Origin of the sequence: Bradyrhizobium sp. NBAIM03 (assembly GCF_020194055.1) — a bacterium.
In the GTDB taxonomy this organism is placed as follows: domain Bacteria; phylum Pseudomonadota; class Alphaproteobacteria; order Rhizobiales; family Xanthobacteraceae; genus Bradyrhizobium; species Bradyrhizobium yuanmingense.
On record NZ_JADYVS010000001.1, the window covers coordinates 114,982 to 138,618 of the forward strand.

Annotated in this window: 25 protein-coding genes; 7 read left to right on the forward strand and 18 right to left on the reverse strand. The window is 59.1% G+C overall.

What is annotated here, in order from left to right; translation table 11 throughout:
* Positions 1-34: 34 nt before the first annotated feature.
* The 11 genes from I6F21_RS00460 to I6F21_RS00510 form a co-directional block, all read right to left on the reverse strand.
* Positions 35-1,165, reverse strand: coding sequence for a hypothetical protein (locus I6F21_RS00460; RefSeq protein ID WP_225139023.1), 1,131 nt, complete (start codon positions 1,163-1,165; stop codon positions 35-37).
* Complete coding sequence (locus I6F21_RS00465; protein WP_225139024.1) at positions 1,150-2,175, reverse strand: glycosyltransferase family A protein; 1,026 nt, start codon at positions 2,173-2,175, stop codon at positions 1,150-1,152. The genes I6F21_RS00460 and I6F21_RS00465 overlap by 16 nt, the downstream gene beginning before the upstream one ends.
* A 48-nt stretch (positions 2,176-2,223) precedes the next feature.
* The gene (locus I6F21_RS00470; protein WP_225139025.1) at positions 2,224-3,507 is read right to left on the reverse strand and encodes an O-antigen ligase family protein; all 1,284 of its coding nucleotides are present in this window, start codon (positions 3,505-3,507) and stop codon (positions 2,224-2,226) included.
* Between the two features lie 5 nt (positions 3,508-3,512).
* Positions 3,513-4,571 (reverse strand): acyltransferase, encoded by a 1,059-nt coding sequence (locus tag I6F21_RS00475; protein ID WP_225139026.1) that lies wholly within the window; start codon positions 4,569-4,571, stop codon positions 3,513-3,515.
* A gap of 6 nt (positions 4,572-4,577) precedes the next feature.
* Complete coding sequence (locus tag I6F21_RS00480) at positions 4,578-5,369, reverse strand: WecB/TagA/CpsF family glycosyltransferase (RefSeq protein WP_225139027.1); 792 nt, start codon at positions 5,367-5,369, stop codon at positions 4,578-4,580.
* A gap of 960 nt (positions 5,370-6,329) precedes the next feature.
* Positions 6,330-6,779, reverse strand: a complete 450-nt coding sequence (locus tag I6F21_RS00485; RefSeq protein WP_225139028.1) for a hypothetical protein — start codon at positions 6,777-6,779, stop codon at positions 6,330-6,332.
* Positions 6,780-7,083: 304 nt separating this feature from the next.
* A complete protein-coding gene (locus I6F21_RS00490; RefSeq protein WP_225139029.1) occupies positions 7,084-9,342 on the reverse strand; it encodes a polysaccharide biosynthesis tyrosine autokinase in 2,259 nt (752 codons plus the stop codon).
* Positions 9,343-9,605: 263 nt separating this feature from the next.
* The gene (locus I6F21_RS00495; RefSeq protein WP_225139030.1) at positions 9,606-10,220 is read right to left on the reverse strand and encodes a hypothetical protein; all 615 of its coding nucleotides are present in this window, start codon (positions 10,218-10,220) and stop codon (positions 9,606-9,608) included.
* Between the two features lie 143 nt (positions 10,221-10,363).
* Complete coding sequence (locus tag I6F21_RS00500) at positions 10,364-11,851, reverse strand: O-antigen ligase family protein (RefSeq protein ID WP_225139031.1); 1,488 nt, start codon at positions 11,849-11,851, stop codon at positions 10,364-10,366.
* Between the two features lie 30 nt (positions 11,852-11,881).
* Positions 11,882-12,625 carry a hypothetical protein gene (locus tag I6F21_RS00505; protein WP_225139032.1) on the reverse strand — a complete coding sequence of 248 codons (744 nt, stop codon included), beginning with the start codon at positions 12,623-12,625 and terminating at the stop codon, positions 11,882-11,884.
* A 9-nt stretch (positions 12,626-12,634) separates the two neighbouring features.
* The gene (locus I6F21_RS00510; RefSeq protein ID WP_036035489.1) at positions 12,635-13,837 is read right to left on the reverse strand and encodes a polysaccharide biosynthesis/export family protein; all 1,203 of its coding nucleotides are present in this window, start codon (positions 13,835-13,837) and stop codon (positions 12,635-12,637) included.
* Positions 13,838-14,321: 484 nt separating this feature from the next.
* Between I6F21_RS00510 and I6F21_RS00515 the strand changes: the two genes are divergently transcribed.
* The 3 genes from I6F21_RS00515 to I6F21_RS00525 all read left to right on the forward strand — a co-directional run bounded on the left by I6F21_RS00515 (position 14,322) and on the right by I6F21_RS00525 (position 16,388).
* Positions 14,322-14,684: a hypothetical protein gene (locus tag I6F21_RS00515; RefSeq protein ID WP_225139033.1), complete on the forward strand. Its 363-nt coding sequence runs from the start codon at positions 14,322-14,324 to the stop codon at positions 14,682-14,684.
* A 75-nt stretch (positions 14,685-14,759) separates the two neighbouring features.
* Entirely contained in the window at positions 14,760-15,035 is a 276-nt protein-coding gene (locus tag I6F21_RS00520; protein ID WP_225139034.1) for a hypothetical protein, read from the forward strand.
* A gap of 81 nt (positions 15,036-15,116) precedes the next feature.
* Positions 15,117-16,388 (forward strand): hypothetical protein, encoded by a 1,272-nt coding sequence (locus tag I6F21_RS00525; protein ID WP_225139035.1) that lies wholly within the window; start codon positions 15,117-15,119, stop codon positions 16,386-16,388.
* An 11-nt stretch (positions 16,389-16,399) separates the two neighbouring features.
* On the opposite strand, the gene I6F21_RS00530 is transcribed toward I6F21_RS00525, so the two are convergent.
* Entirely contained in the window at positions 16,400-17,026 is a 627-nt protein-coding gene (locus I6F21_RS00530; RefSeq protein WP_057026184.1) for a transglutaminase-like cysteine peptidase, read from the reverse strand.
* A 192-nt stretch (positions 17,027-17,218) separates the two neighbouring features.
* Between I6F21_RS00530 and I6F21_RS00535 the strand changes: the two genes are divergently transcribed.
* Both I6F21_RS00535 and I6F21_RS00540 read left to right on the forward strand, forming a co-directional pair.
* Positions 17,219-17,956 carry a metallophosphoesterase family protein gene (locus I6F21_RS00535; protein WP_057026183.1) on the forward strand — a complete coding sequence of 246 codons (738 nt, stop codon included), beginning with the start codon at positions 17,219-17,221 and terminating at the stop codon, positions 17,954-17,956.
* 20 nt (positions 17,957-17,976) lie between these two features.
* On the forward strand, positions 17,977-18,630 hold the full coding sequence (locus tag I6F21_RS00540; RefSeq protein WP_225139036.1) for a hypothetical protein: 654 nt from the start codon (positions 17,977-17,979) through the stop codon (positions 18,628-18,630).
* A 1-nt stretch (position 18,631) separates the two neighbouring features.
* Here I6F21_RS00540 and I6F21_RS00545 read toward each other — a convergent pair whose 3' ends face one another.
* Positions 18,632-19,009: a hypothetical protein gene (locus I6F21_RS00545; protein WP_225139037.1), complete on the reverse strand. Its 378-nt coding sequence runs from the start codon at positions 19,007-19,009 to the stop codon at positions 18,632-18,634.
* Between the two features lie 415 nt (positions 19,010-19,424).
* Between I6F21_RS00545 and I6F21_RS00550 the strand changes: the two genes are divergently transcribed.
* A complete protein-coding gene (locus tag I6F21_RS00550) occupies positions 19,425-19,802 on the forward strand; it encodes a hypothetical protein (protein WP_057026473.1) in 378 nt (125 codons plus the stop codon).
* Positions 19,803-19,849: 47 nt separating this feature from the next.
* Here I6F21_RS00550 and I6F21_RS00555 read toward each other — a convergent pair whose 3' ends face one another.
* Both I6F21_RS00555 and I6F21_RS00560 read right to left on the reverse strand, forming a co-directional pair.
* A complete protein-coding gene (locus tag I6F21_RS00555) occupies positions 19,850-20,092 on the reverse strand; it encodes a hypothetical protein (protein WP_128262894.1) in 243 nt (80 codons plus the stop codon).
* 97 nt (positions 20,093-20,189) lie between these two features.
* Complete coding sequence (locus tag I6F21_RS00560; protein WP_036035522.1) at positions 20,190-20,432, reverse strand: hypothetical protein; 243 nt, start codon at positions 20,430-20,432, stop codon at positions 20,190-20,192.
* A 182-nt stretch (positions 20,433-20,614) separates the two neighbouring features.
* Here I6F21_RS00560 and I6F21_RS00565 point away from each other — a divergent pair, with 182 nt between their 5' ends.
* A complete protein-coding gene (locus tag I6F21_RS00565; protein ID WP_225139038.1) occupies positions 20,615-21,826 on the forward strand; it encodes a hypothetical protein in 1,212 nt (403 codons plus the stop codon).
* Between the two features lie 15 nt (positions 21,827-21,841).
* Here the strand turns inward: I6F21_RS00565 and I6F21_RS00570 are convergent, their stop codons facing one another.
* The 3 genes from I6F21_RS00570 to I6F21_RS00580 all read right to left on the reverse strand — a co-directional run bounded on the left by I6F21_RS00570 (position 21,842) and on the right by I6F21_RS00580 (position 23,032).
* Positions 21,842-22,120: a hypothetical protein gene (locus I6F21_RS00570; RefSeq protein WP_225112340.1), complete on the reverse strand. Its 279-nt coding sequence runs from the start codon at positions 22,118-22,120 to the stop codon at positions 21,842-21,844.
* Between the two features lie 163 nt (positions 22,121-22,283).
* Positions 22,284-22,700: a hypothetical protein gene (locus tag I6F21_RS00575; protein ID WP_036011274.1), complete on the reverse strand. Its 417-nt coding sequence runs from the start codon at positions 22,698-22,700 to the stop codon at positions 22,284-22,286.
* 41 nt (positions 22,701-22,741) lie between these two features.
* Complete coding sequence (locus I6F21_RS00580; RefSeq protein ID WP_036011277.1) at positions 22,742-23,032, reverse strand: hypothetical protein; 291 nt, start codon at positions 23,030-23,032, stop codon at positions 22,742-22,744.
* Between the last annotated feature and the right edge of the window lie 605 nt (positions 23,033-23,637).

Sequence of the window (23,637 nt, forward strand, 5' to 3'; positions counted from 1 at the left end):
ACGCTCCAAACTGAAATTGCCACACCCGCCTTGCTCATTTTGGCTTTCCGTAATCAGCTGGCAAGAACTGCATCTTGTCCCACGGGAAGCGATTCATGATTGCGTAAGCCGGCGTGTTGCCGAAAAGCTGAGGATACGGACTAGGTAGGCCGACCAGAGTGTACCGTTTCGGGTTCTCGGCACGGAGTGCAACCGAGCCACCTAGATCCCAAACCACAAACCCATATTTTTGAGCAGCTCTGGCGATCGTTCTGGCGATAGGATGAAGATTCAGTTTCTCTATGTCGAGGGCTGGATCCAGCCTAAAGCGTATCCCTTCGGGGATTGCGTTCGGCACGCCTGGTGAGCCCTTTCCGTCAGACCGGTTTGCGGGCCATGAATAAACCTTCGCTTCTGCCGCAACGAGCGCTATTCCAATCACATGATCGATTTCGCCGGCACGCAGTTCGTCAGCCAATATTTGGCCAGGTGCGAACGGTAGGCCTGTCGCAGCTGCTCCATACGGCCGCTCCCAGATTCCGGGATTACGTGAGGTATTCGGCATCCGCCCGCCCCAACACGCTTGCCATTGCCCCCCTACCTTGCGCGCCTGCCATAGCTCCCACAGCAAATCTGTATCCGGCTGATAGATTGACATCTCCGAATCTGTTCCATCGGCAGCCTCGGCATAGTTCGGGATCGGCACCGCAGCGAAGTCATTTGCGAGCTTCTTGTCATAGTAGCCACTATGCCAACAGTCGACGAGCTTCACGGTAACGTTCGGAACGTCAGCTTTTACGGTGTAAACTGGACTGCTATACCCACTGAAGTTAATGCCGATGTGCCCATAATAGGTCTTTACTTGACGAGCAAACTCCTGAGCATACTCAGCAGATTTCTGGTGCAATGGAGCGTTTCGCGGGATTGGTTGATACCAGAAACTTTGGCTGTCAAAAACAGGATATCCTGCTCTTTGGAAAGCCGAAGCAGTCGTGAATTGCGTTGAGGCTTTACCTCCAACGTCCGCCCGTTCTTCCGCAACGGATCGACCGGTTGACCCAATCGCCAAGAGGATCACGAAGGTCATCAACATTGAGAGCTGATGCCTTCGATATCCGCAGCGCTGCAAAGTCATTCGCTTAGCTTTCCCGAAGGGGAAGTCTTTATGGGTCAATTCGTGTACCACTTGCGATTCCATGCTGCGATGATGGCTGCGACTCGCCGCCATCCAGCGGACAAACGCGGACTCCCGATCATGCTTAACTCGCTTTTCAGCATGCGCCCCCGGTGACGGTCGATCCACGGATGATGCACCCGGACCTGGTGAATTACCCTATTCACTCTTGAAACACCGAAAATGCTGCGACTGAGATAGACGAGACACCTTGCACTTGGCAGGCCGCCTCTAAAGGCACGCCAAACGCATGACAGCACACGAAAGGGTGCATGGAAAAAGTTCAGCTCTCCGATTGCATACGCCGAAGCACCAACATCCGCCTTCTGAGAACATCTGCTGCTCGCTAACTCCACAAGGGGCTCCAGCAGTTCATATCCGCCTTGCTTCGATAGCCGCGTCGCGTTGTCATAATCGTGATAGTCTGACAGAACGTCTTCACAAGCGACGAAGCTTTGCCGCGCGAGCCAGGCTTCAATGACAAATTTTGTATCTTCATGCACCGCGCACGTTTCATCAAACCTGATCTGTTTTGCCAACTCCCTTTCGATCACCATTGAATTGATCTGAATGAAGTTACCCCAAAAAAGAATGAACTCATCCAGCCGCTCCTGCGCTTCCGGCATCCGAGCTGGACTTAGAACTGTAGAACAGTTCGACAATCGGCGATTTTGCCGATGAAAGATTATCGAACTCGTCGGGCAATTGCGAATTCTCTGATCCAGAACCTCCAATCGAGTCGGCAAATACACATCATCAGAGTCTAAGAACGAGATGTAGTCGCCCTTAGCCACATCAAGGCCGATATTCCTGGACCGAGCCACTCCAAAGTTTGTCGCGTTCCTGTGATACTTGATTCGTGAATCTTTGAACTCGTCGCAAACGACATTTAGTGGGTGCATCGAACCATCATCGACTATGATCAGCTCAAAGTCAGAGAATGTTTGGGCCACGCACGATCTTATCGCCTGTCTCAGCTCGCTAGATCGATCGAGACAAGGGATGATTATAGAGAATCGCAAAGTTCACTCCTACAATGCGTGACCAACGGCGATCATCAGGAAATGCTGTCAGGCAGGCGAGCCACCAAGAATCTGCGAGCTCCCTGAAATTTTGGCCTGCATTGTTCGTGCGGATCCTCCTTCAATCGAGGCATTCGATCTCTGTCGCGCCCAATAGGAGAAAATGACACCTACCCCTCCCCAAAAATAGAGATTCACCGATCCATATTCGAACATATTGTCCGAAAAGCTTTCCACCATGTAACCCAGGATCACAGACGCGATTGTTACGGCACCTCGTCGATCGTAGCGCCTGTATTCGAGGGCTAAACTCAGCAATTTTGCGAAGATGGCTAGATAACAAATCAAGCCGACGACGCCAGTTTCGTACAGGATCTGAATATAGACATTGTGCGCACCCACTCCTTTGCTTCCATAGCGATGCGTCGGATCGACGATCGGGAAGAAGGTAAGCGAGTTCGTACCGAATGATGCCAACCCCTTACCGAGAACAAATGACCCGGAGAGATCGTCGAGTGCGGACTCCCACATTACCTTCCGCCACGCGAATGAATTGATTGAATCAGACTGACTCTTAAATCCACCACGGTATTCCGTCCCTTGCTCAAGATCAGTTAGACGATCAGAAACGGCCGGTACAAAGAGCAGCAGAGGCGCTACCAACAGAATCAAAAGATATCTTCGATTGACGAATACTGCATGCACGCCGAATACGATGAAAAGGCCAACCCAGGCCGCCCGAGTCTGAGTGAGAACTAATAGCGCGCCCAATACCCCGAGATGCAGATACATAAATTTGCGTACAGCCGGCCTAAAGGAGACTGTCGATGATTCAAGAAGGAAGAATATTATCCCGGACACGAACGTGAGATAAAATGCAAAAACGTTTGGATGTAGGAAGAGGGATTTTATGCGGCCTGAGGCGTCCGGAAAGAAGAAAAACTCCAAGAACCCAAAAATCGAAGGAGCAATTGACGAATAGATCAGGGCCTTTAGAAGAGTGCCTTTACCGTGTGTGTGCTTATTCACCATAAACGGAATCGCAAATACAGCGAAATACGTGGAGAGGACCAGCAGCGCGCGTAGTCCCTCACCCTTCTCCGGCGCCCATAGGATCGATCCCGCAGCAATACCAAGAAAGGGAAGCCAAACCGCAACTAACGACGGCGGTCGCTTTCGGGACAGCAACATCAAGCTAGCGAGAGCCAGCAGACCTACGTTGAGGAAGGCACCAGCTGTCAGATTGAGGCCTCCTACCTCAATCCGAAGCGCGTCGAATACATAGTCCGCACTGGACCGCAGAAGGAAAACAACGAAAAGCGCGAGGTCCATAGGCGCTATAAGGGTTGCGAACGCAGGGGTGATTGGGCTATTGCCCTCTTCTCGATTACCCCGGTAATTCTGTGAGCTAGATCATTCCAGAACTTCTCGAAATGAAAACTACTCACATGCGCGAGGCAAAAAGTAAGGAGCACGCTAAAAGTCCGCTTAGTATAGCGAACGACAACATCCCCCTCACCCAGCCAACCTGCGTATGTCAGCGGGTGGATGACGTAAAGGGCGTATGAGGTCTTGGCGAGATAGCTTAGACTACTAGACGAGAGCAGTGTTCGCAAATGCCCCGATTCGGAGTTCATCGTGGAGTAAATCAGAGCAGCTGCGGCATAGGGTCGGGCATAGTGGAGCCAGGCCAAAGATGGGTGGCAGCTGAGAAAGAACAAGGCCACTAAGACATACCGAGCGACACTCGACCATTTTTGCGTGAACATAGCTCTGGGCAATAACGGCAATAGCACTGCGACTGCACCTCCAGCCAGAATTTCGTCGACTCGAAACCAAGTGAGAATCGAGAAACCCGCACCATTCGCTACTCTTGCAGCAGTGACCAAGATACAAGCAATTGGAACGACCACGAGCCCACGCTTGCCGAGAGCTGCGACCAGCAGGGCAATTGCAAGATAGAACTGCACCTCAACCGACAAACTCCAGAGATGATCTGCATGAGGAAGCAAATACTCTGGAGCGATGTTCGCGTAGAATAGGAGATTTGCGATCCACACCTCAGCGGTTGGCCGCTGCACCAGCATCACGACCACCAAGACGAGCCAAGCTAGAGGCAGGATACGAAGCGAACGCCGAATTGCGAAAGTTACAAGATTACCATTGCGCAGAAGCATGGATACGACAAGGAAGCCGGATAGAAAGAAGAATATGCTTAAGCCGGCCGCCGAGACCATCACGTTAAGCTTTAGCGACTTGGGTCCAAGAGGAGCCATGTGGCCGATCAGAACGAGCAGGATGCTTATGCCTCGCCAGCCATCCAAAACGGGCGAGCGAGCTTCCGCGCCTTCCTTCTCGGCATTATCTGTAGTCAGCTTTTTGCTCCCAGCTCGCATCGGGAATTATCCGCTGCGCTGCCTTGATCGCATGATCAATTCCACGAAGGCGCGAACAGCGAAGATCGGCGCAAGTATGAGGTATCTACGCCAGAGCCGCCGGGGTTCGCTCATAAGCCTATGTAACCACTCAAGCCCGTTATTCCGCATCCACGCCGGTGCTCTCTGCTTGCTTCCGGAATGAAAGTCGAAAGCAGCGCCAACACCTATAAACACGCCCCTATCAATCGCATCCATGGCCTTGGCGATCCAATATTCTTGCTTGGGGCTGGATATTCCGACCCAAATCAAATCCGCCTTGCTAGCTCGAATTACCTCGACGTCCTCTCGACAGGTCCCGATCAGATCAAAGTCAGGACCAATATCCAGCATCGGCGGACTATAGGTACCTGCAACCTTCAAGCCAGGATACTTTCGTGAAAGAGCTTGAGCCATACGCTGAGCCACGCCTGGCTTGCCTCCGTAAAAGAAATGACTTTGCCCCGATGCTATCGAGTGCCTACACACGGCATCAACGAGATCTGCACCTGCTACACGACCAATCTCATCTCCATGACCTTTAAAACGGGCTACCCAGACGAGCGGTATCCCGTCGGCAACGACGAGATCAGCACTTTCATGCAAATTGAGAAGCTCGGGTTGCCTCACGGTCAACATCAGACCTGCGACTTCGCGCACAAAAACGGAATAAGGGCCGCGATCTTTCTTTGCCCACTCCAAAATTTGCGCAGTCGCTCGGGCCAAGTCTACTAAGCTCAAAGGAACGCCAAGCACGCTTGTTCGAAAAATGCTCTGCATAGTAGCTCTTTCGGAAATCGCAAAAAAAGACTTACTGACGGATACTACGCACGAACAACAAAGCTGTGCGAACCTATTCAAAGAAGACGCAAACCCTAGATACAACGGCTCACCGTTCTCCAGCGCCGCTGCGTCGGGCAGTCGCAGAGCTTAGTAAGCTACATTTTCTTCTTCTGCGCTTGGGACCGCCAAAGCGCCTAATCGTCCCAGCCCCAATTCACTCCGATACTCCTTGATAATTCGCCCTTAACAACTTGGGATTTCGATAACACATTTTTCACCGTGCTGTAGGCAACTCTTTATTGGCAACGACATTAATTGTAAACGCCCATTACGTGCACCAAATCCAGTCACGCACTGACTAAAAATCACTCACGCGATGGCACAGCCAAATTGCTTCTTGAGCGGAAATAATGCCGTCTACTTCTCGCGTGCGGGAGCGCGACGAAGCCACCGCGATCGGCCACGAGCTCTCGCAGAGCGCAACCATCATGTCGCATTGGTCGAGTCTGCGCTGTCTGGACCACCGCCGGCGGGCCTTGACGCCTTCAGGTGTTAGACTTTAGTGCTGCAAGAGAGAATAGCGAAATCGTCCGGCGCCCGAGCTGCCAAGGATCGTATCCTCTCTGCTATATCCCATTACTGAAAATTCTTTGGCGCAGCTATCAGTGTTATAGTAGCAGACCTTCACTTTGATACGTCGGCCGCAATTGTTCTTCACACTGACGACGTGATCGAAAAGTGTCGGCATTACGGTATGTCGGCGCGCCATCGCTTCGACATCCAAACACGGTCGGTTAAGAGCATCTCGGATAATGGGGGAAGCTGATTGTTCAGCAGGTCCTTGCAACGTGGAAATCCTATTCCCACTGTTTACCTGAGCACGAGCAGAGGTAAGCAGCGCTAACTGCAGTAAGCCGATTGCGATGGCGATGTTGATCGGACCTGAATGCTTAGGAGTCACGGCCATGGCCTTTCATCAATTTCAACTCCAGGAATGCTAGCCTTCACACCGTCCAAAGCGAGCCTCTTCGCAAACGCCTGTCTTGAGATAATGTTTACCCCGACCAAGCTGGCCAGAAGCCTCTCTCTCTCGGTCCATCCGACAGTTTCAAGATTCAACGCGGCAGTGTCAGTAAATCCACTATCAACGAGACCGACGAACTCCGAAACGACGGCCTTTCTCGTATCCTCAGCTAACATTTGAAAAATACTGAGTCCCACCTTGTTACGCCGGAGAGCAACCCACCCGTCCAGAGGGGCCACACGGTACGACTGCGCGAGATACTTAATGCTGTCCGGACCGAAGCCGTGCCGGGTTTTCCCGGTCGAGTACAGCTTCAGCCAGAGGAACGGATCAGCTGGAAAAATTGAAAGCACGGCTCTCAGCGCCTCGTCGGCAACTGCCATGTCACGATCTACGTCGTAAGCGGCCTTTCGTTCATTTTCTTCAGCCATGCGAACTTGAATTGTCGCCCCATCGCGCCCAATACGAGGTGAGAGCAGAACTGGCTTTGTGTACTGATCCAATTGGACTACAACCTCGTGAAGTACTCCGGGCTTGAAGCGTTCTTCTGCTCGGATTCGTACTGCGACATCGCGAGCGACAGCTGACAATCTAAGAGAGGGCAGAACAGTCCAGACCCAAAGCACACCTAAAACCCCCAGCAGCAGCAGCAATGCGCTCACTGGTGTGTCCCGCATTCGGATCAAATTATTCCGAGTACCCATAGCGGGCGTAGTACTTTTGATAATAGTAGCGCCCCTGATAAGACACGTAGCGTGCCAACACTCTAGTGTCTGCCTTGTTTAGCACCACACCCAATAGTTTGTTTTGGATCTCTGGTGCTGTGCGCAAGTTGTGCTTGATGACGTCGAGCTTGGTCTTGCCCCACTCCACAACGTAGACAAAGGAGTCAACGAATGACGATGTGACCCGAACGTCGACAACAGGAGCCATCGGCGGCATGTCAATGACTATGTAGTCGAATTTGGAGCGCAACAGCAAAATTAAATTGAGCATCGCCTGCGATGCTAAGAGTTCATTTGTGTGCAGCAGCTTCGAGGTGGCTCCTGCCGACAAGATCGAAAGCTTTGTTTGAGAATCCTCAGTCAAAGCATCTTCCAGTTGCACTCGCTGTGCTGCCACATCGACTAGCCCCACCTGCGCGTTTGGCACTAAGGCGCGCGACAAGGACGGGTTGCGAAGGTCAGCATCTATTAGGACAACCCGAGCGCCGCCTTGAGCTATAAGTTGCGCGAGATTTGTTGAAAGTGTACTTTTTCCTTCATTAGGCAGTGTTGACGTAACCGCCAACACACGATTCTCCCGAGCAATCGAATTCAGGTCCATCGCGACCTTCAAAGAACGGACTGCCTCAGAGAAGCGCGATAATGGATTATCTACCGTGTGGCGCAAGAAATCGGGCCGCGGGGTATCGTCTTTCCTCACAATCCTATCCACGAGCGCAGTAGAGGGCGCATTCACGGCCAGCGCGGGTAGGATAGCTATGCAGTTTGTTCCTAAGCCTTGCTCAACTTGCTCGGTCGTCCTGAGGACGTTGTCAGTGAGCTCTCTTGCGGTCGCCACTCCGAAACCCAATACGATGCCGCCCAAAAGAGCCGCGGCCAAGATGATTAGCGTTCTTGGAGAACTGTTCGTCAGCGGCATAGTCGCCGCACTAATCACGCGCGCCTCCGTGATGGGGAAGGACTGTTGCTGCACGGATTCCATGTAGCGTTGGAGGAAGTTGTCATACATCGCCTGATAAGATTGTGCGTTGCTCTCGAGTTCTCGCAATTGAATCTGGGCCTGACTTGTCAACTGCGATTCTGAGACAACGTTAGCGAGACTTGACTTGATGCTTTCCTCACGGGTGAGGGCGATATCGTGCTCACTCTTGTAGGACTCCTGGATGCGCTTCAGCTCATCCACGACGTTCTTCTTGATTTCCGCCATTTGCCGCCGGAGGTTGACGGCTGCAAGGTGGTCGGCGCCGTATTTCGCGGACCAGATTGCTTCCTTAGAAGCCATGTCGACATATTGGCCCCTCAGCTTCACAATCGTATCATTCTTCAGCGCATCGGCGACAGAGGCGTCCGGAATTTCCTGCTTGACGATCTCGTTCATTCGGTCAAGCCGCGCCTTGGCTTCGGCAGTAGCCGCGCGTGCTAGCACCAGCTGACTATTTACCTCTGCAAGCTGCTGCTCGTTCATCAGTCGTCCGCCCGTATCGACGATGTTGTTCAATGTCTTAAAGTCGACCACCGCCTTTTGCGCAGCTGAAGCTTGGGTGCGCAGCTCCTTAATGCGGTCCTGCAGCCAGACGCTGGCGCGACGGGTCGCCTGGTACTTCGCTTCAAGCTGGTCAACAATATAGGCATCGGCGATCGCGTTTGCGATTCTGGCTGCCTTCGCCGGGTCGAGCGAAGTGAAGCTAATCTCCATAACGTAAGTCTGGCCAACTCGTTTGACTTTCCGGTTCTTTTCTAGTTGAACGAGCGCCTTTCGCGTGAGCGCAAATTCTGAGAGATTTGCTCCACCGCTCGAAAACAAACCTCGGAATGCAGCAACAATAGCGCCCAAAAACCCGCCACCAGGCCCGACGAATTCAGGATCTTCGGTCAAATGCAGATCCCGGATCACCGAGAGACTAATATTCTCCGACTTCAAGATCTCAACTTGAGTCTCGACGGTGGCCGAATCCACGGCAATGTCCCCAAGGACTGATTGTTGCTGGAACAGCTGCACCTTTCGGGTATCGATCACCATCGAGGCGGTGGACGTGAATTGCGGCGCGGCGGTGAAGAGATAGAGCAGCGCCAAGATCACGCAGGCTGAGACAATCGCGACAATGGCCGGAAGCTGGCGGCGAACGATTTCAATATAGGATGCGAGCGCCTGAGCCGGCGAGCCATCGGCCTCGGCGAAATCACGGTTGATCTCCGAGACCCGCTTGTTCACCTGCAACATCTAGCAATTCCTGGAAATGGATTGATTTCGTGCTCAAAGATTGGAGGCTCGCGAACCGCCCGGTCTGTTTTGAGGCAAACGCGCCGTGCAACGTCCTCTCGGTGACACAACCTAGCACACCCGATCGGCAATTGAACGTCGTTGATGCAGCGCAACTGCTTCGATCAAGAAGCATCCTTCGTGAAGCTTAACGGCGCAAAAGCGAAACAGTGCGCGCTGGCGCCGCTATCCTGCGATCATAGCAGGACCTGAAGCCCACCAAGTCAGAACGGACTGACGCTGTTTGTTGAGCTGCCGACACCACCACTCCCAGTGTTGGGTGCGGTGTTCGCGGTGGTGTTGTTACCAAAGATAGTAATGCCACCGCCGCCACCACCGATCGCGAAGCCACTCGTACCGGTCGGGCCACCTCCGCCGCTGCCGCCACCGCCCGCGCCGCCGGCCGCGGCGATCGCGACGTCGCCAGTCGCGGCCTGGTAGGCGGCGATCACGTCTGGGTTGCCGGTACCGGCGATCGCCGTTTGGATCTCATTGGCATAGGCCTGATCCTGCTGCGCGGCCATGCGGGCGACCTGGGCGAGGCCGGCGACGATCGCGCGCATCTGGTCCGGGGTGGTCGCGCGATCCTTCAGGAGCGCGATCAGGCCGGGAAGCGTGGTTGGATCGGAGGCGCCGAGGTCGCGCACGCGCGAGATCAGCTGCGGGCCGCCGGTTGGATATTGCTGCAGCAGGCTGTTGGGGGAAGCCTTGAACTCGGAGATTACGGTGGCCGGCAGCTGGCGCTGCGGCGGGTAAATGGCGGCGTTGGCGGCCGACGTGATCGTAACGGCGAGCGCCGCGGCGGCAGCCATGCGAAGCGCGTTTCTGATAACGCTCATAAAACAACCTCCAAAAAATTCAGCTGCCCCGATCTGCTTCCTCGGCCCGGGCAAAATGGCTGTGCAGTGCAAGAACCTAGCGAAAGAAAGAAGGGCTGTCCATTTATACTAAAAACTTCGTAAACGGCGCAACCGCTTCAAATCTAGACAGTTTTGTGAAGCTCGCCTTGGCCGCGCGGGGCTGTTGCTGCGGTTGCCGAGCGGCCCTCGCCTCGCGGTGCGGTGGCGACGGCATCCGTCGCGGGGCGAGCTTCCCGGCTGGAGAAGGACTGCGCCAGGCCTGCGCCGAAAAGTGCAAAGAACGGAATGCTGTAGCCGGGCACCTGCAGCGTGAAGTCCAGGCAGGAATGCAGCAGCGACAGCGTCGCGGTCGCCGCGGCGGAAAGCGGGACGATGACGTCGCGCCGCCGTCCGAATGCGCCCCTCGCCAGCACCAGCAGCATGATCGCCCAGCCGAGCGCCACCAGCAGCGCCATCGGGATGCCCACCTCGGAGGCAAGCTCCAGCGGCGTCGAATGCGCCGCATCCCAAACGCCGCGAATCGAGATGTTGGGGCTGCGGTAGGGCGGGAAGGCCCATTGGAAGGTGCCCATGCCGGTGCCGAACCACGGGTTGTCGGCGATGATCCGCAGCGTTGATTTCCAGGCCTCGATGCGGCCCTCGTCGACCAAGCCCTGGCTGTCGAAGCGGCTGGAGACGCGGCCGCCGAGCAGCTGCAACAGGCCGAGCGCGACGGCGAGCCCTGCGCCGAGCGAGATCCAGATGCCGGTGCGCGGCGGCAGGTCCTTCCTGAGGAAGAGCGTGAAGGCGACGATCATCGCCAGCAGCGACAGGCCGACGCCGGCGCGCGAGGTCGTCATGAACATCGCCATCAGGCAGATCAACAGGCAGCTAAGCTGCGGCAGGATCTCTCTCGGCGGGATCGCGCGCAGGTCGAGCGACAGGCGCCGCCATTCGATGTGCCGCTCCGGCAGGCGGCGGCGGACGTCTTCCAGGATCAGCAGCATCCAGATCACCGCGCAGGAGCCGAAATAGGCCGCCGCCGTGTTGCGGTTGATGAAGGTGCCGGTGACGCTGCCGAGATAGGCCGTCTTGTCCCGCCACAGGATCATGGTGGGCTCGATCAGGAACGAGAGCACGCCGTAAAGGGCATAAGCCGCGCCCGATATCGCAATCACCCAGAGCAGGCGGCGCGCGCGCATCCGATCGGCGCCGATCGTGATGCCGAGCACGATGGCGAGGATGTTGGCAAGCGGCGCGCCGAGCGCGAAGAACGCCTCGTTCTTGACGATCGACGCCGAGGGAGCGATCGGCACGCCGAGCAGATCCGAGGCCTGCTTCCAGATCGGCTGGAACGGCGCGAGGAAGGGATGATCGGAAAGCTGCTCGTGCAGCACGAAGGCATAGGCGGCAACGATCACGCCGATGCCCGCAAGCAGCCAAAGATGCGGCCTGCGCAGATCGCGCGTCGGCGCGAAAATGACCGCGATGCCGAGACACAGGCACCAGAACGCGATCGAAAGATCATTGGTCGAGCCGAACGGAAACGGCGCGCCGGCGGCCACGAAGAACAGGATGAAGGCAGCGGGCAGGCTCCATGACCAGCGAATCTTGGGAAGCCGAAGGCGCATCGTTATGTCTTGCGAGCTTTGCTCTTGGGCTTAGAGGAAGCAATCGATCGGATAGATCTTCAGATCCACGTTGAGGCGGCTGTTCCGGCTCTGCGCGCGGAACGCATAGAATAATCCAAAACTATCACTCCCCTGATCGAGTTTTATTCCGGGGGTTAATTCGTCGGGCGGGACCAGAACGCCGATGTGCCGGTTGATGGCGGATATCTCGATCCGCCCCTCCCCTTGCGCAAAATGCCCGCCGAGTTGGGTCACGGTAACCTTCGGCAGGCCGCGGCGCTGATGGCAGACATCCTCCTCCCACAGCTTGGTCTGCTGCACCAGTGGCTTGCCCGGGCCATCGGGCACGACGATGTCAGGGAAGGACGGGCGCAGCATCCCGAAGAACTTGCTCTCCTTGGAGTTCGCCGAGAGGCGAACCGTGAAGGACAGCTCGCCCCTGGCGCCCTTGAGGCGCGACAGGACGGGAGCATCGGGCTCGGCGGAAACCATCACGTCGATGCGATGGCGGACGCCCATTTCTGCGGCAGCGCCGAGCACCGGCCCGACCGGTGCAAGCGCGAAGGTAAGCGGGACGCGAGCCAGAAGACGGCAAAATGTTCGAAAGCGCATGAAGCCCCTTGCAAAGCCGCGGGGTGACCGATGACCGACGCGCCCGTGCCGAGTGGCGCCTTGATCCAGATCCCGGGCTTGTCGGCGCAGCAGAACCGCCTCGATTGCTAAACGAAAATGGCACCGGGACAAAGCCCCGGTGCCATCGATTTGGTCGGTCAAGTCGGCGTCTTACGGCGCCAGCTTGATGTTGTTGCGGAAGATCAGGGCGTCGTTGGCGAGATTGATGCTATCGCTGCCGGTCGCCATGATCACACGCAGGTAGTTCAGGAACTTGGCAACTTCGACGTTGCGCGAGTTCGAGACGTAGATGATGTCGCCGTTCTTCATCATGACCTTGGTGGCGAGGAAGAAGCCGCCTGGATCGCGGAAGTTCACGTTGAAGATGACCGGGATCGTCTCCGAGGTGTACTTGCTCACGTCGATGCCGAGTTGGGCCGCAACCTCGCGCGGCTCGCGGCGATAGAGATAAACGGCCGCCGGATCGGCCTGGCCGTCCAGGAGACCGCCAGCCTTGCCGACCGCTTCGCCGAGATTGATGCGCCAAGCGTCGAAGTTGAACTCGCCGCTCTGGCCGCTGGCGCCGAACGCCAGGAACTTCTGCTGCTCGCGATAGACGTAGATGCTGTCGTCGGGCCGCACATAGACGTTGTTCTCGGGCGCCATCACGAGATTCTCGAACGGCACGGTGGCCCGCCGTCCGCCACGCTCCAGCATGACCCAGGTCTCGAAGCCCTGGCCCTTGATGCCGCCGGCGCGGGTGATCGCATCGAGCACGCGATCCTTCGCGCCCGCCGCGCTCGCGGGATAACGCGCGGGCGAATTGACCTCGCCGAGCACGCTGATCAGCTGGGTGCGCTGCGAGGACATCGCCACGACCGCTTGCGGCTCGATGGCGCGGTTGCCGATCCTCTCGACGATCGCGCGCTGGATTTGGACGGCCGTCAGGCCTGCGGCCTTGATCTGACCGGCATAGGGCACGGTGATGAAGCCGTCATTGTCGACCGACTGATCCGGGATCGTCACATAGTTACCCGGGCGGACACCGGCTTCCGCCGGGATGAACAGACCGCCTGCCGCGGCTTCGAAGATGGTGACGCTAACGACGTCGCCGATGCCGAACACGATGCTGGCAGGCGGGCGGCGGTCGGTGAAGACACCGGCGAGGCCCTTGGGCTCGTGGGTGTGCAGGATCTTCACGGTCGCCGGATTGAGCGGCACCAGCTCATAGGCCGGCGCGTTTTCTGTCTGGATCTTGTTGTTGACGTCGTCCGTCAGCGGTCCCGACCCCGGATTGGTCGAACACGCCCCGAGCGCCAAAGCAGCCGCCAGCAACGCAGGCATCAACACGTAGGTCTTGGCAATAGATGACATGAATCGCGCCCGAGGGTCCCCAATTGACGTAAATTGGTACGGCCTAGGGGGTGGTGCGACAAGTGTTGCCGGTGGTTAACGGAGCGATCCGTTGGCCACTGTTGCGTGCAGGCCACTGTTTGGGGCCTGGTTTAACCCTTTGTGACCATTTGTTGTATTTCGTGTGCCCGCTTCGAGCGCAAATCGCCCTAGTCGAGGGCTCAGCGTGTCGAGCGCAAGGCTTCTTAGCCTCGCCGCCGTCTGCTAAAGCTGGGCCCGTTAAGAGCAGGAATCCCCCTTGTCTGGCCTCCTTCTGATCCCGTTATTGGCGGGTTCCCTCCTTGGCGCGGCTGATCGCTCCTGGAGTTCCGCCACCTCCTGCCCTGGCAGCGCAGCCTCCTGTCACGGCGCACCCGTTGTTGCCGTCGCCGCCCCTGCGTCCACGTCCGTCTGGAAATTCACCCGGACCCAGGGGGCCAAGGACGGCGAAAGCTTCGCGGCCATCATGAAGACCGCCGACACCACCCAATCGGACCCGGACTTCGCCGGCCTGATCGTGCGCTGCGCCCCGAAGGGCAAGGTCGATGTGCTGGTGGCCTTGATCCGGCCCTTCCCGCCCCGGAGCCGCCCCAAGGTGACCATTGCCGTAAGCGGCGGCGGCACCCTGAGCTTCGAAGGCAGCATGGCGGCCGCGGGAGCGGCCGTGCTGTTGCCCGACGAGGTCTCGGCCTTTGCTGCCGGAAAGTGGCAGACGACGGCCTCGCTGTCCGTGGTGGTCAGGGAAGGCGACAGCGAGATCAAGGGGATGGTGGCGCTCAACGGGCTGCGGGAGGCCTATCATTCGCTGCTGGCAAATTGCGGCCAATAGGCTAAATTTAGCCATACAACTTAAGGGTCTTTTTAGGCGGGGAATCTAGGGTCCGGAGCACGGAGAGTGTTTCGGATGACCGCCTTTTTGATTTTCAGCTTTCTCACAGGTGCCGTGCTGGGCCAACGCTTTCGCGTGTTCGTGCTCCTGCCGGTCACATTTGCGCTGGCGCTCACCATGCTGCCGGTCAGCATGATGACCAGCCTGGGCTTCCTTGACGGCATGAAGGCTGCGGCGTTCGCCGCCATCGCCCTCCAAGGCGGTTACCTCTTCGGCTCGGGGGCGCGCTTTGCCCTTGCCGCCGCACGCGCCACCCGCGTCTTCGGTCGGCCGGTCAAGGCCACGCGCTGATCACACAAGCCTCTGTTTGAAAACGCACCGCCCGCTTGTATGGTGACCTGACCGTTTCAGGATTCGCTTCGAGCGCGCCGTTTGTCCCTCGCTTATTTTGCCCTCATCGTCTCCATCGTTTCCGCTTCCGCTCTCGAAATCGCCGGCGCCTCATTGGGCGCGCAGCTGGGGTCGATCGCCGCAGCGCTAGGCCTGCTGGCCGCGGCCTCGAGCTCGCGCAAGGCCGACTACGAGCACTATCTTCGTGCGACCTCCTGGGGCCGCTGGATTCTGCTCGCCATTCCGCTGTGCATCGCGGCCCAGCTCGCTCCGCTTCCGCTGCGCTTTGCGCATCCGATCTGGGCCAGCGCTCACGAGGTAATCGGTGGCCTGTCGCTCGGGCCGATCACGGCCGATATCGGCTTGACGGTGAATGCGCTGCTGCTGGCGCTGGCCGCGATCTCATTGCTTGGCATCGCGATCCTGGTGGTCCGCAACCGCGGCCGTGCCGAGCTGGTTCTGTTCGTGCTGAGCGGCGTAACCGCGATCTCCGCCTTGATGTTGGACCTGCATCGGCTCTCGCCGGCGCTTGCCGGATCCGTCCCCCATGACCTCACGACGAGCCTGGCCGGGCTCGGCCTCATGCTCAATCTGGCGGTGATGCAGCTCGCCGCTGAACGGGCGGAGACGCATCATTCGATCGTTCGCTCGGTCGCGATCGGACTTTGCGGTCTGGTCGGAGCCTTGGTCAGTGCCGCCGCGATCTTTGGGCTGTCCGGGACCAACAGCGCCATCGCGGCGACCTTTGGCGTCGTGCTGATCCTGCTGATCCTCGTGATCCGCAGACTGGATCTGTCGCCATTGGCCGCGAGCGCGTTGTCGGTGGCAGCCCTGATCGGCGCGGCGATCGTGCTGACCTTCCTCTTCGAAAAGAATTCCGGACCGATCCTGCTACGGCTCGTTCCGGAGATGGGGACCGAGACCAAGGCCGCCCTCGAGCGCATGCTGGCCGATACACGCTGGTTCGGCGCCGGTGCCGGGACTTTTCCTGCGGTGGGCAGGATCTATCAGAGCGATGCCGGCGCCGTCCTGACGGCGCCCTCGGCGGCCACATCGGTGTTCGCGGGGATGGGTTGGGTCGGCTTGGTCGCCATGATCGCGGTGAGCCTGCTCGCTTTGGTCCGCCTGTTCGTCGGCGCCCTGCAGCGCGGACGCGACTCGTTCTTTCCGGCGGCGGCCGCGGCCTGCGTCCTGTTTGCGCTGGTTCAGAGCTTTGCCGGTCCCGGATTGCTGCACCCGGCAGCAATCCTTTGCCTTTCGGTGATCTTGGGACTGGGGCTATCGCAGAGCGTCAGCCAATCCGGATCACGATAGCGCGCGGGTGATCAGACCGCGCGGTCGCCGAGCGAGGCCCAGTAGTTCGGATTCTTGGGCGACTGAATGCGGACCCAGCGATAGGGCTTCTTCGACCACGGCATGATGTGGCCGGAGAGATTGTCCAGCACGAGATCGCCGGAGAAGGTGCGCACCACGACCACGAGATGATGCTCGCCCCAGCTGGTCACGACCTCGCTCAGCAGCACCGAGCGCGCCGGAAAGCCCTTGGCGATCAGATCGTGGCGTTTTGTCACGGCATAGTCGTTGCAGTCGCCGCTTGCCGGATGCAGCAGCCATTTCTCGCCGCGCAGCCCTTCCAGATTGGCCTCGGGACGGATCGCGGTGTTGACCCGCTGGTTGACCTCTTGCATTTGCGCCATGCGCTCGGCCGTCAGCTTCAGGCGGCCGCCCCGGAAGACGATCCGCTGCGGCCGCGGCCTGCACTCGTCCTTGTACTTCAGGCAGAAGAGCGTGAACGCCATCGGCGGCAGCGTCGGCTGGTCGAACTTGATGTAGTGGATGGCACCACGCAGCCCCAGGGGCGCCCCGACGAAGGCGGCTTCCGCTTTCTGCTGCACCCCCGCAGCAACGACGATGGCGGCGACGGCCGCCAGGAACTTCACAACTTTGCGCATGTCGCGCTCCCCGTTCTTGTTGGGGAGACGCTACGCGAGACCTCTTGAAATACGGCTCAAAGGCCACGCGAGGCTTTAATCAAAATGCGGCCGCGTCGGTCAGGGACAATTAAGAATACCGATGTGTGACTTGTTCTGCTAAGAGCGGTCACGACTTCCGCTCGTGACGCTGGATGCGATTCGACCGACCCGATGGGCCTTTCCTCCCGCTTTCGCAAGAAGACCAAGCCGCGGCTTCCCGACGGCGTCCGCGTCTATGCGATCGGCGACGTGCATGGCCGCGCCGACTTGCTTCAATCGCTGTTAACCGTGATCGACGCCGATCTGGCCCGCTCGGCGCCGCAACGCGCCATTCAGGTCTTTCTCGGTGACTATGTCGACCGCGGCCCGGACTCACGCGCCGTTCTTGATCTCCTGATCGAACGCTCGAAGTCGCACGAGACGGTCTGTCTGAAGGGCAATCACGAGGTCTTCCTGCTCGAGGTGCTCAAGGACCCGACCCGCCTGCAGGAGTGGCGCCACTATGGCGGCCTGCTGACGCTGGTCTCCTATGGCGTCACGCCGACGATGAACCCTTCCGCGGAGCAGCAGGTCGAACTGATCGAGGGACTGAGACGTGCGCTCCCGCCGGAGCATCTCGCCTTCCTCCAGCAATTGCCCTCGTCCTTTACCTGCGGCGACTTCTTCTTCGTCCATGCCGGCGTCAAACCGGGCGTCCCGCTCGATCGCCAGAAGGATGAGGACCTGCTCTGGATCCGCGAGGAATTCCTCGCCTCCGAGGAGCGCTTCGGCAAATATGTCGTGCACGGCCATACGCCGGTCAGCGCGCCCGATATCCGGTCGAATCGCATCAACATCGACACCGGCGCTTATGCGACCGGCAACTTGACCCTGTTGACGATCCAAGGCGATAGTCTTCTCGCAATTTGAAAGCTCAGGCCGCAACTTCGGTGATCACGCTTCGCGCCATTGGCATCTTGACCGCGATCGCGCTGGCGCTCCACGCCGGCATGACGTTCTATGGCGATCTCGTACGGCCGAACTTTCGCGCCAGCGACTTGTTCTCGGGCGAGATTCCGCCGGACAAGGCCAAGCTCGCGGCGGCAGGCAGCCTGGCATCCTTTTCGTGGGATGGCGACCTCCTGGCAAATCATGCGGCGGCAATGGCCGCCGACGTTCTGCATCGTCCGTCGGCCGAGGCAGGCGGAAGGGCCAGCGAGAACAAGACGGCCCAAGCCGCTGTCGTGGCAGCCTTGAAAGTCTCGCCGATCAGGCCGGCGCTCTGGCTCACGCTCGGCACGCTACAGGCCCAGGCCGGCGAGGCGGTCACGCCTGCGGTGAAGATGTCGTACCTGACCGGGTCGGTGCCGATCGACGTTGCCTTCTCACGCGTCCGCACCGTGACCTCGAGCGCCGCAGCAACCGACGACGAGATCAAGCTGCTGGCGCAATCCGACATCCGGTCGGCGCTGGCCAACCGCTCGCGCTACGAGCCGCTGCTGATCGCGGCCTATGTGCAGGCAACTCCGCAAGGCAAGTCGCTGCTGCTGGAGACGACGAAGGTGACCGATCCAAGATTCAACGAGATCTTGCGGCGGTACTAAATCAGCGCACCGATTTCGGATTGACCGGCACGAAGTCCTGATCGCGGCGCGGCTGATCGGATCGCCCCTGGTAGACGAACATGCCCTTCTTGGTGGCGACGATGTCGCCTCGCTGCAGGCTGTCGTCGCGAAGCAGACGTTCGGTCGCGACGAGGTCCGGATCTTCCGGAATCGGCTTGTAGAGCTCCGGATGCTCGCGCCGCTCGCGCGCAACCCCCTTGGCACGGCGCCGCGCATCCTCGATGCGCTGCCGCCATTCGTCGCGCGAGACTTCCGGCTCGCTCGGCGGAAGATAGTCGTTGATGGACGGCTCCGGCTCGGTCTGCGCACGGCACGAGAGCGGGCAGGCGTAAAGAGCCAATCCGACAGCGGCCGCCACGGCCGCCTGAACTGGCGCACGCGCCGGTCTCCGGCGGTCTGACAGGGACTTGCAGCGGACGGGTCGCACTCCGATGACTCCGATGGCGGGCCGAGCAGCAGCCGCAACTTCAGCTGATACGGCTGCCAATTGCAACATTTTCGGAAAGCAGCGGCCGTACCTTCAAAAAGCGAAAAACAACCCCATGCACAGTAGCCGGCACCAACCGAATCAATGGGTTACGAATTTCCCGAAATCCGGCTTGATCCGTCGGGCAAAACAGGGCTAGTATGGCATGATCCGGAGAGAGGCCGAGCGATGATCGACCTATCTGCGATCAACGTCGGATGAGCGCCGCAAGGACAATAGCGTCGTTCTAAGGCCTCGTTAGACCATCGCTGCTAGACTTCGGCATCTGTCGATGGAGTTGCCGAGAATGCGTGCAAGCCTGGTATCGTTGTTGCGTGTTGCCGTTGCGGCGTATGCCATGTCCGCCCTCACGGCTCACGCCAGCCCCGTCTGCATCAAGGAGCGGACACCGTTCGCTTTGTCGCAAGACACGGTGAAATGGACGATGTCGATCGCGCCTGGCGCCGACTGCATTCAGGGACTGCGTTGGTCTTACATGCAGATCTTCAACGTGTCCGTCGTGAGCGGGCCATCACGGGGACAATTGGCGGTGGTCGGGTCTGGCTTTCGCTATTCGGCAGAAAGGGAAGCGCGAGGCGCCGACAAGTTCACGCTGCTGATTTCGGGCAAGAACCGTCATGATCCCGGGACGTCGACTCTGGAGGTCGAAGTCAACCCGCAATAGGCAGGCCTACGACGCGCGAAGGGGTATCTACTTCGCCCGAAAACGCTTTAGTATCGGCGGCTCGACCCGCTGCCCCGGGTTGTATTCCCGTGATAGGGCCGGGCCCGCCCGTAAGTCGTCACGGGAGGCTCGATCCGGCTCGGGATATTCGGCGTCGCGTTGGGACGCGCGGGCTGCGACGGGTTGACGATGATCACATTGCGGTTGGGCGTCGACGGATCGCTGACGCCCTGGGCCCAGGCGCCCGCAGGCACCACAAGGGCGAGTGTGATCAAGACTATTCGTTTCATGCGATATCTCCCGAGCAAGAACGTCAGGGAGGCGAAGACCGTTCCTTCACGACGGCATCACGGTTCGTTGCGCGACCTCACCGCGGTACGGGTGACCTCAGCGAGGCACCGCGATCAGCTTGCCATTCCTCCAGACACCTTGGGCCGCCTGTCCGGTAGAACCGCTACCCACGTTCCGGACAGCCGTAGGCCGCGAGGCAGCCTGGGTGGTCTGCTTCTTTTTGTCGGTCGTCGTCACGATGCTGGAGCTAGTCGTGTTGGCCTGATCCTTGGTCCCTTGTGCAGAAGCAGACTGAACCAGAAAGGCCAAAAACATGATTGCTGTCAAAATGCCGCGCATGGTCACACACCGGAGGAAGGAGCCGGTCGAAATGTCACAGGTTTCCGCCCAAAAGCAAGCGCTACGAAACGACCGCGCAGGACCTTTGCGGCCGGAGCATCAGCGTGTTTCACCGCAACCGACGCGATCCGGGTGAAAAAGCCTAGCGAAACAGCACTATCCGGGCTAGTTGATCGCTCTTGATGACCGAGACCGGCGACACCGCAGCCAACGCCTCGCAGGCGCAAGAGATCAAGGCCGGGCTCGTCCGCCTGTTGTCAGAGCGGATCCGCGAAGTCTCCGGCGACCCCAGGCAGATGCGGGATGTCGTCTACGAGCTGGCTCGCGTCAAGCTTCTGGAACAATTCACCCACGCCGATGCGCGGGAAGCGCGAGAGCTCCAGCAAGTCCTCGAACGCGCCATTCGGGAGGTCGAACGCGCCTTTGAGCGAAGCGAGCAGTCTTCACCGACCAGGGATGCCTCGGTCCCGGTGGCGAATTCTCCACCGGCGAACGTTCCCGTCCCCCCGCCCATTCCGACGCTCGCTGCCTCGGCGTCATCAGCCATTCCGATGGCTGCCGAGACGCCGCGGCGTCCTGCCGCACCGCCAGGATCGCCCGACCAACCCAAACGGAGCGGCGCTTTCAAGTCTCTCGTTCGATTGACCGCGATCCTCCTGCTCATTGCGGGCGCCGGCACCGCGGTCGTGTATTGGCCGCGGCTGAAGGCACAACTGACGGCATCGTCGCAGATGGCGCAGCCCGAACGTTCGGCCAAGAGCCCGGAGCCTCAGCCGGCCGCGATTCCGACTCCCTCGGCCAGCGAGACCGCTGAACGAACCCCGGAGGGCGCAAAGGAGCCGGCGCCGGCGGCGCACCCCTCGATGCCCCTGCCGACGACGTTCGGCGTCTACGCCTTGAGCGAGGGCCAGCTCCACGAGCTGAAGCCGGTTCCCGGAAAAATTCCGGACCGGCGGGTCGCGATCTCGGCCGCCATCAACACGCCGAGCGCGACCACGTTGATGGACGGCGACGTCAAATTCATCGTGTTCAGGCCCGACGGGGGTATCGACGCCAGCGGGACCGAAGTTCGGGTGATCGCAAAAGTCTCGCGAGCGATGGGCGTCGATGCCAGCGGGAAAGCCACCATGGTCAGCGCCGGCGATTCCTGGGTCATCCGCAGCATGTCCTACCCCTACAAGGTAGGTCCGATCGACGACCAGGCGAGAATGCTGTTGCTGCAACCGGAGCAAGACGGCTTCACGCTCGCGCCCGGCCGCTACATCGTGGTGGTCAGGGGCATGGGCTATGACTTCACCATCGCTGGGACGATCACCGATCCCAACCAATGCGTCGAGCGCATCAATGCGGCGAACGGCGCGTTCTACTCGCCCTGCCCGCCGCCGCGGCGATAACGCAGCCTTTGTTTCCTATTTTGCCGGCTTGCTGTCCTTTGGCGCATCCGCCGGCATGTCGTCGACCTTGCCGTTGTTGGCGACGCATTTCTGGAAGTACTCGCGCTGGTCTTTGCCCGTTCCCTTGGCACTCCCCGCTGCGGGGTTGCCGATCTGCCTGGGCGGAAAGGCCTTGGCCACCGCGGCGTCACATGCCCGCGCCACTTCGGCAGTGATGGCCGACGCCGTCGCCGGCACGGCCAATGTCAAAGCGAATGCCAGCCCAACCAATGTCCGCAAATTCTTGACCGGCACGTCGTTGCTCCTTCACTCGGTGAATGCTTGCCGGACCATACCAAAAAGGAACGAGGCGCCAAACGGCAAAGCGCGCTGAATTGTGACTGCGCACTTGTTCGGACCATGCTCCAGAGCCGCGTCTCGAAGCACGGCCGCAGAGCGCGCAGAAATATCACCGCTCCTAGCTGTTCAGCTGCGGCGGCTTGAAATCCGGAAAGCGCGTGAGCATTGCCGTCTTGACGAACTTCAAGTGGGCGATGCTGCTCGCCAATTCCTTGAGCCGGCGCTGGCCGTTCGAGATGTCGGCCGCGAAGAGATCCTGATGATGATTGTCGAGCGGCTCCCGCTCGAGATATTCGTCGGTGCCGTTTCCGAAGGTGACGGAGGCACGGGCAAGCGCATCGTCGACACGCCGGTTGAGCCCGGCCTGCTCCCTCTCCGCCTCCTGCAAGGCGGTTTCGATCGCGGCCAAAACGGCACCGATCCGCCCGCGGTCGGTCTCCGCGTCACGCTCGGCCGAGCGGGCCTTGAAGGTTTTGTCCTCGCGGCGGGAGCCGAGAAGATTGTGTGCGCGCGCTCTCAGGAACAGCTGAAACATCCGGGCCATCCCACATACGAGATCCAGGCGGGTACCATCGGTCAGACGTAGTTAACAAATCCTGAATCCGGCGCCCGTGCGGTCTGGCTTTGTGCAATCCATGCCCGCCAAGCTCCCGCGTGCTTGGAATACAGCTCGTGCCAGCGGATCTCGCCGTCGGCAGCGGCTCCTTTTCGCACGCGGACCTCGGATGTAAATTGCCCTGTCTCGTTCGATGCAAGATCCAGAGCTTCGAACTCCGCCGTCTCTTCCGGAGACAGGCCGATCAGAACGCGATGCCCTTGGGCATCGACGAAGTATCTGCGCGGCGCGTTGTGCCTTTGATCAGTCATTCGCAGGGCCCTCGTTCATGATCCAAGGCCCCGGACGATCCTTCAGCCGCCGCTCAAAGCCACGAACAAACGCGATCAAAACGAGGACGCAAGTCGCGCCCAGCAAAGCAATCAAATACGCCATTCACGCCCACCTATGCGAGCCGCGACAATACAGGCGGCTAAACTCTCACCATGAATTGCTACGTTCTAGGTTGCCTTTCCAAAGCTCTCAAGCGCCGCACCACGTTAACCTAACTGCGCATGGTTATCCGACCCGGCCGCACGGCAGGATCAGTGTGCGCTCACATGGCGGTGCGCCTACGACGGATGCTCACTCTGCTTGGCGCCCATCGCCGCCGGCGTGTAGGGCGCATAGAGACGATATCGTGCCGATCGCCTGCGCGAGCGCCATGCCCGCACGCCGTAGCCGCAGCAAAAGCCAGCTGCAAAAATCGAAATCAGAACCAGAATTGCAAACATTTGGAATGTTCCCAATGATCGGAACGCTCCTCCCGGTACATTTCAACGTGATGTTCTGACGACTTCAAGATCATCGGCGCTGAAAGTTTTGTCAGAGGAAGATGAAGTTTGTGCAACGTGGTGCTTGAATTTTGGCCGTCGCG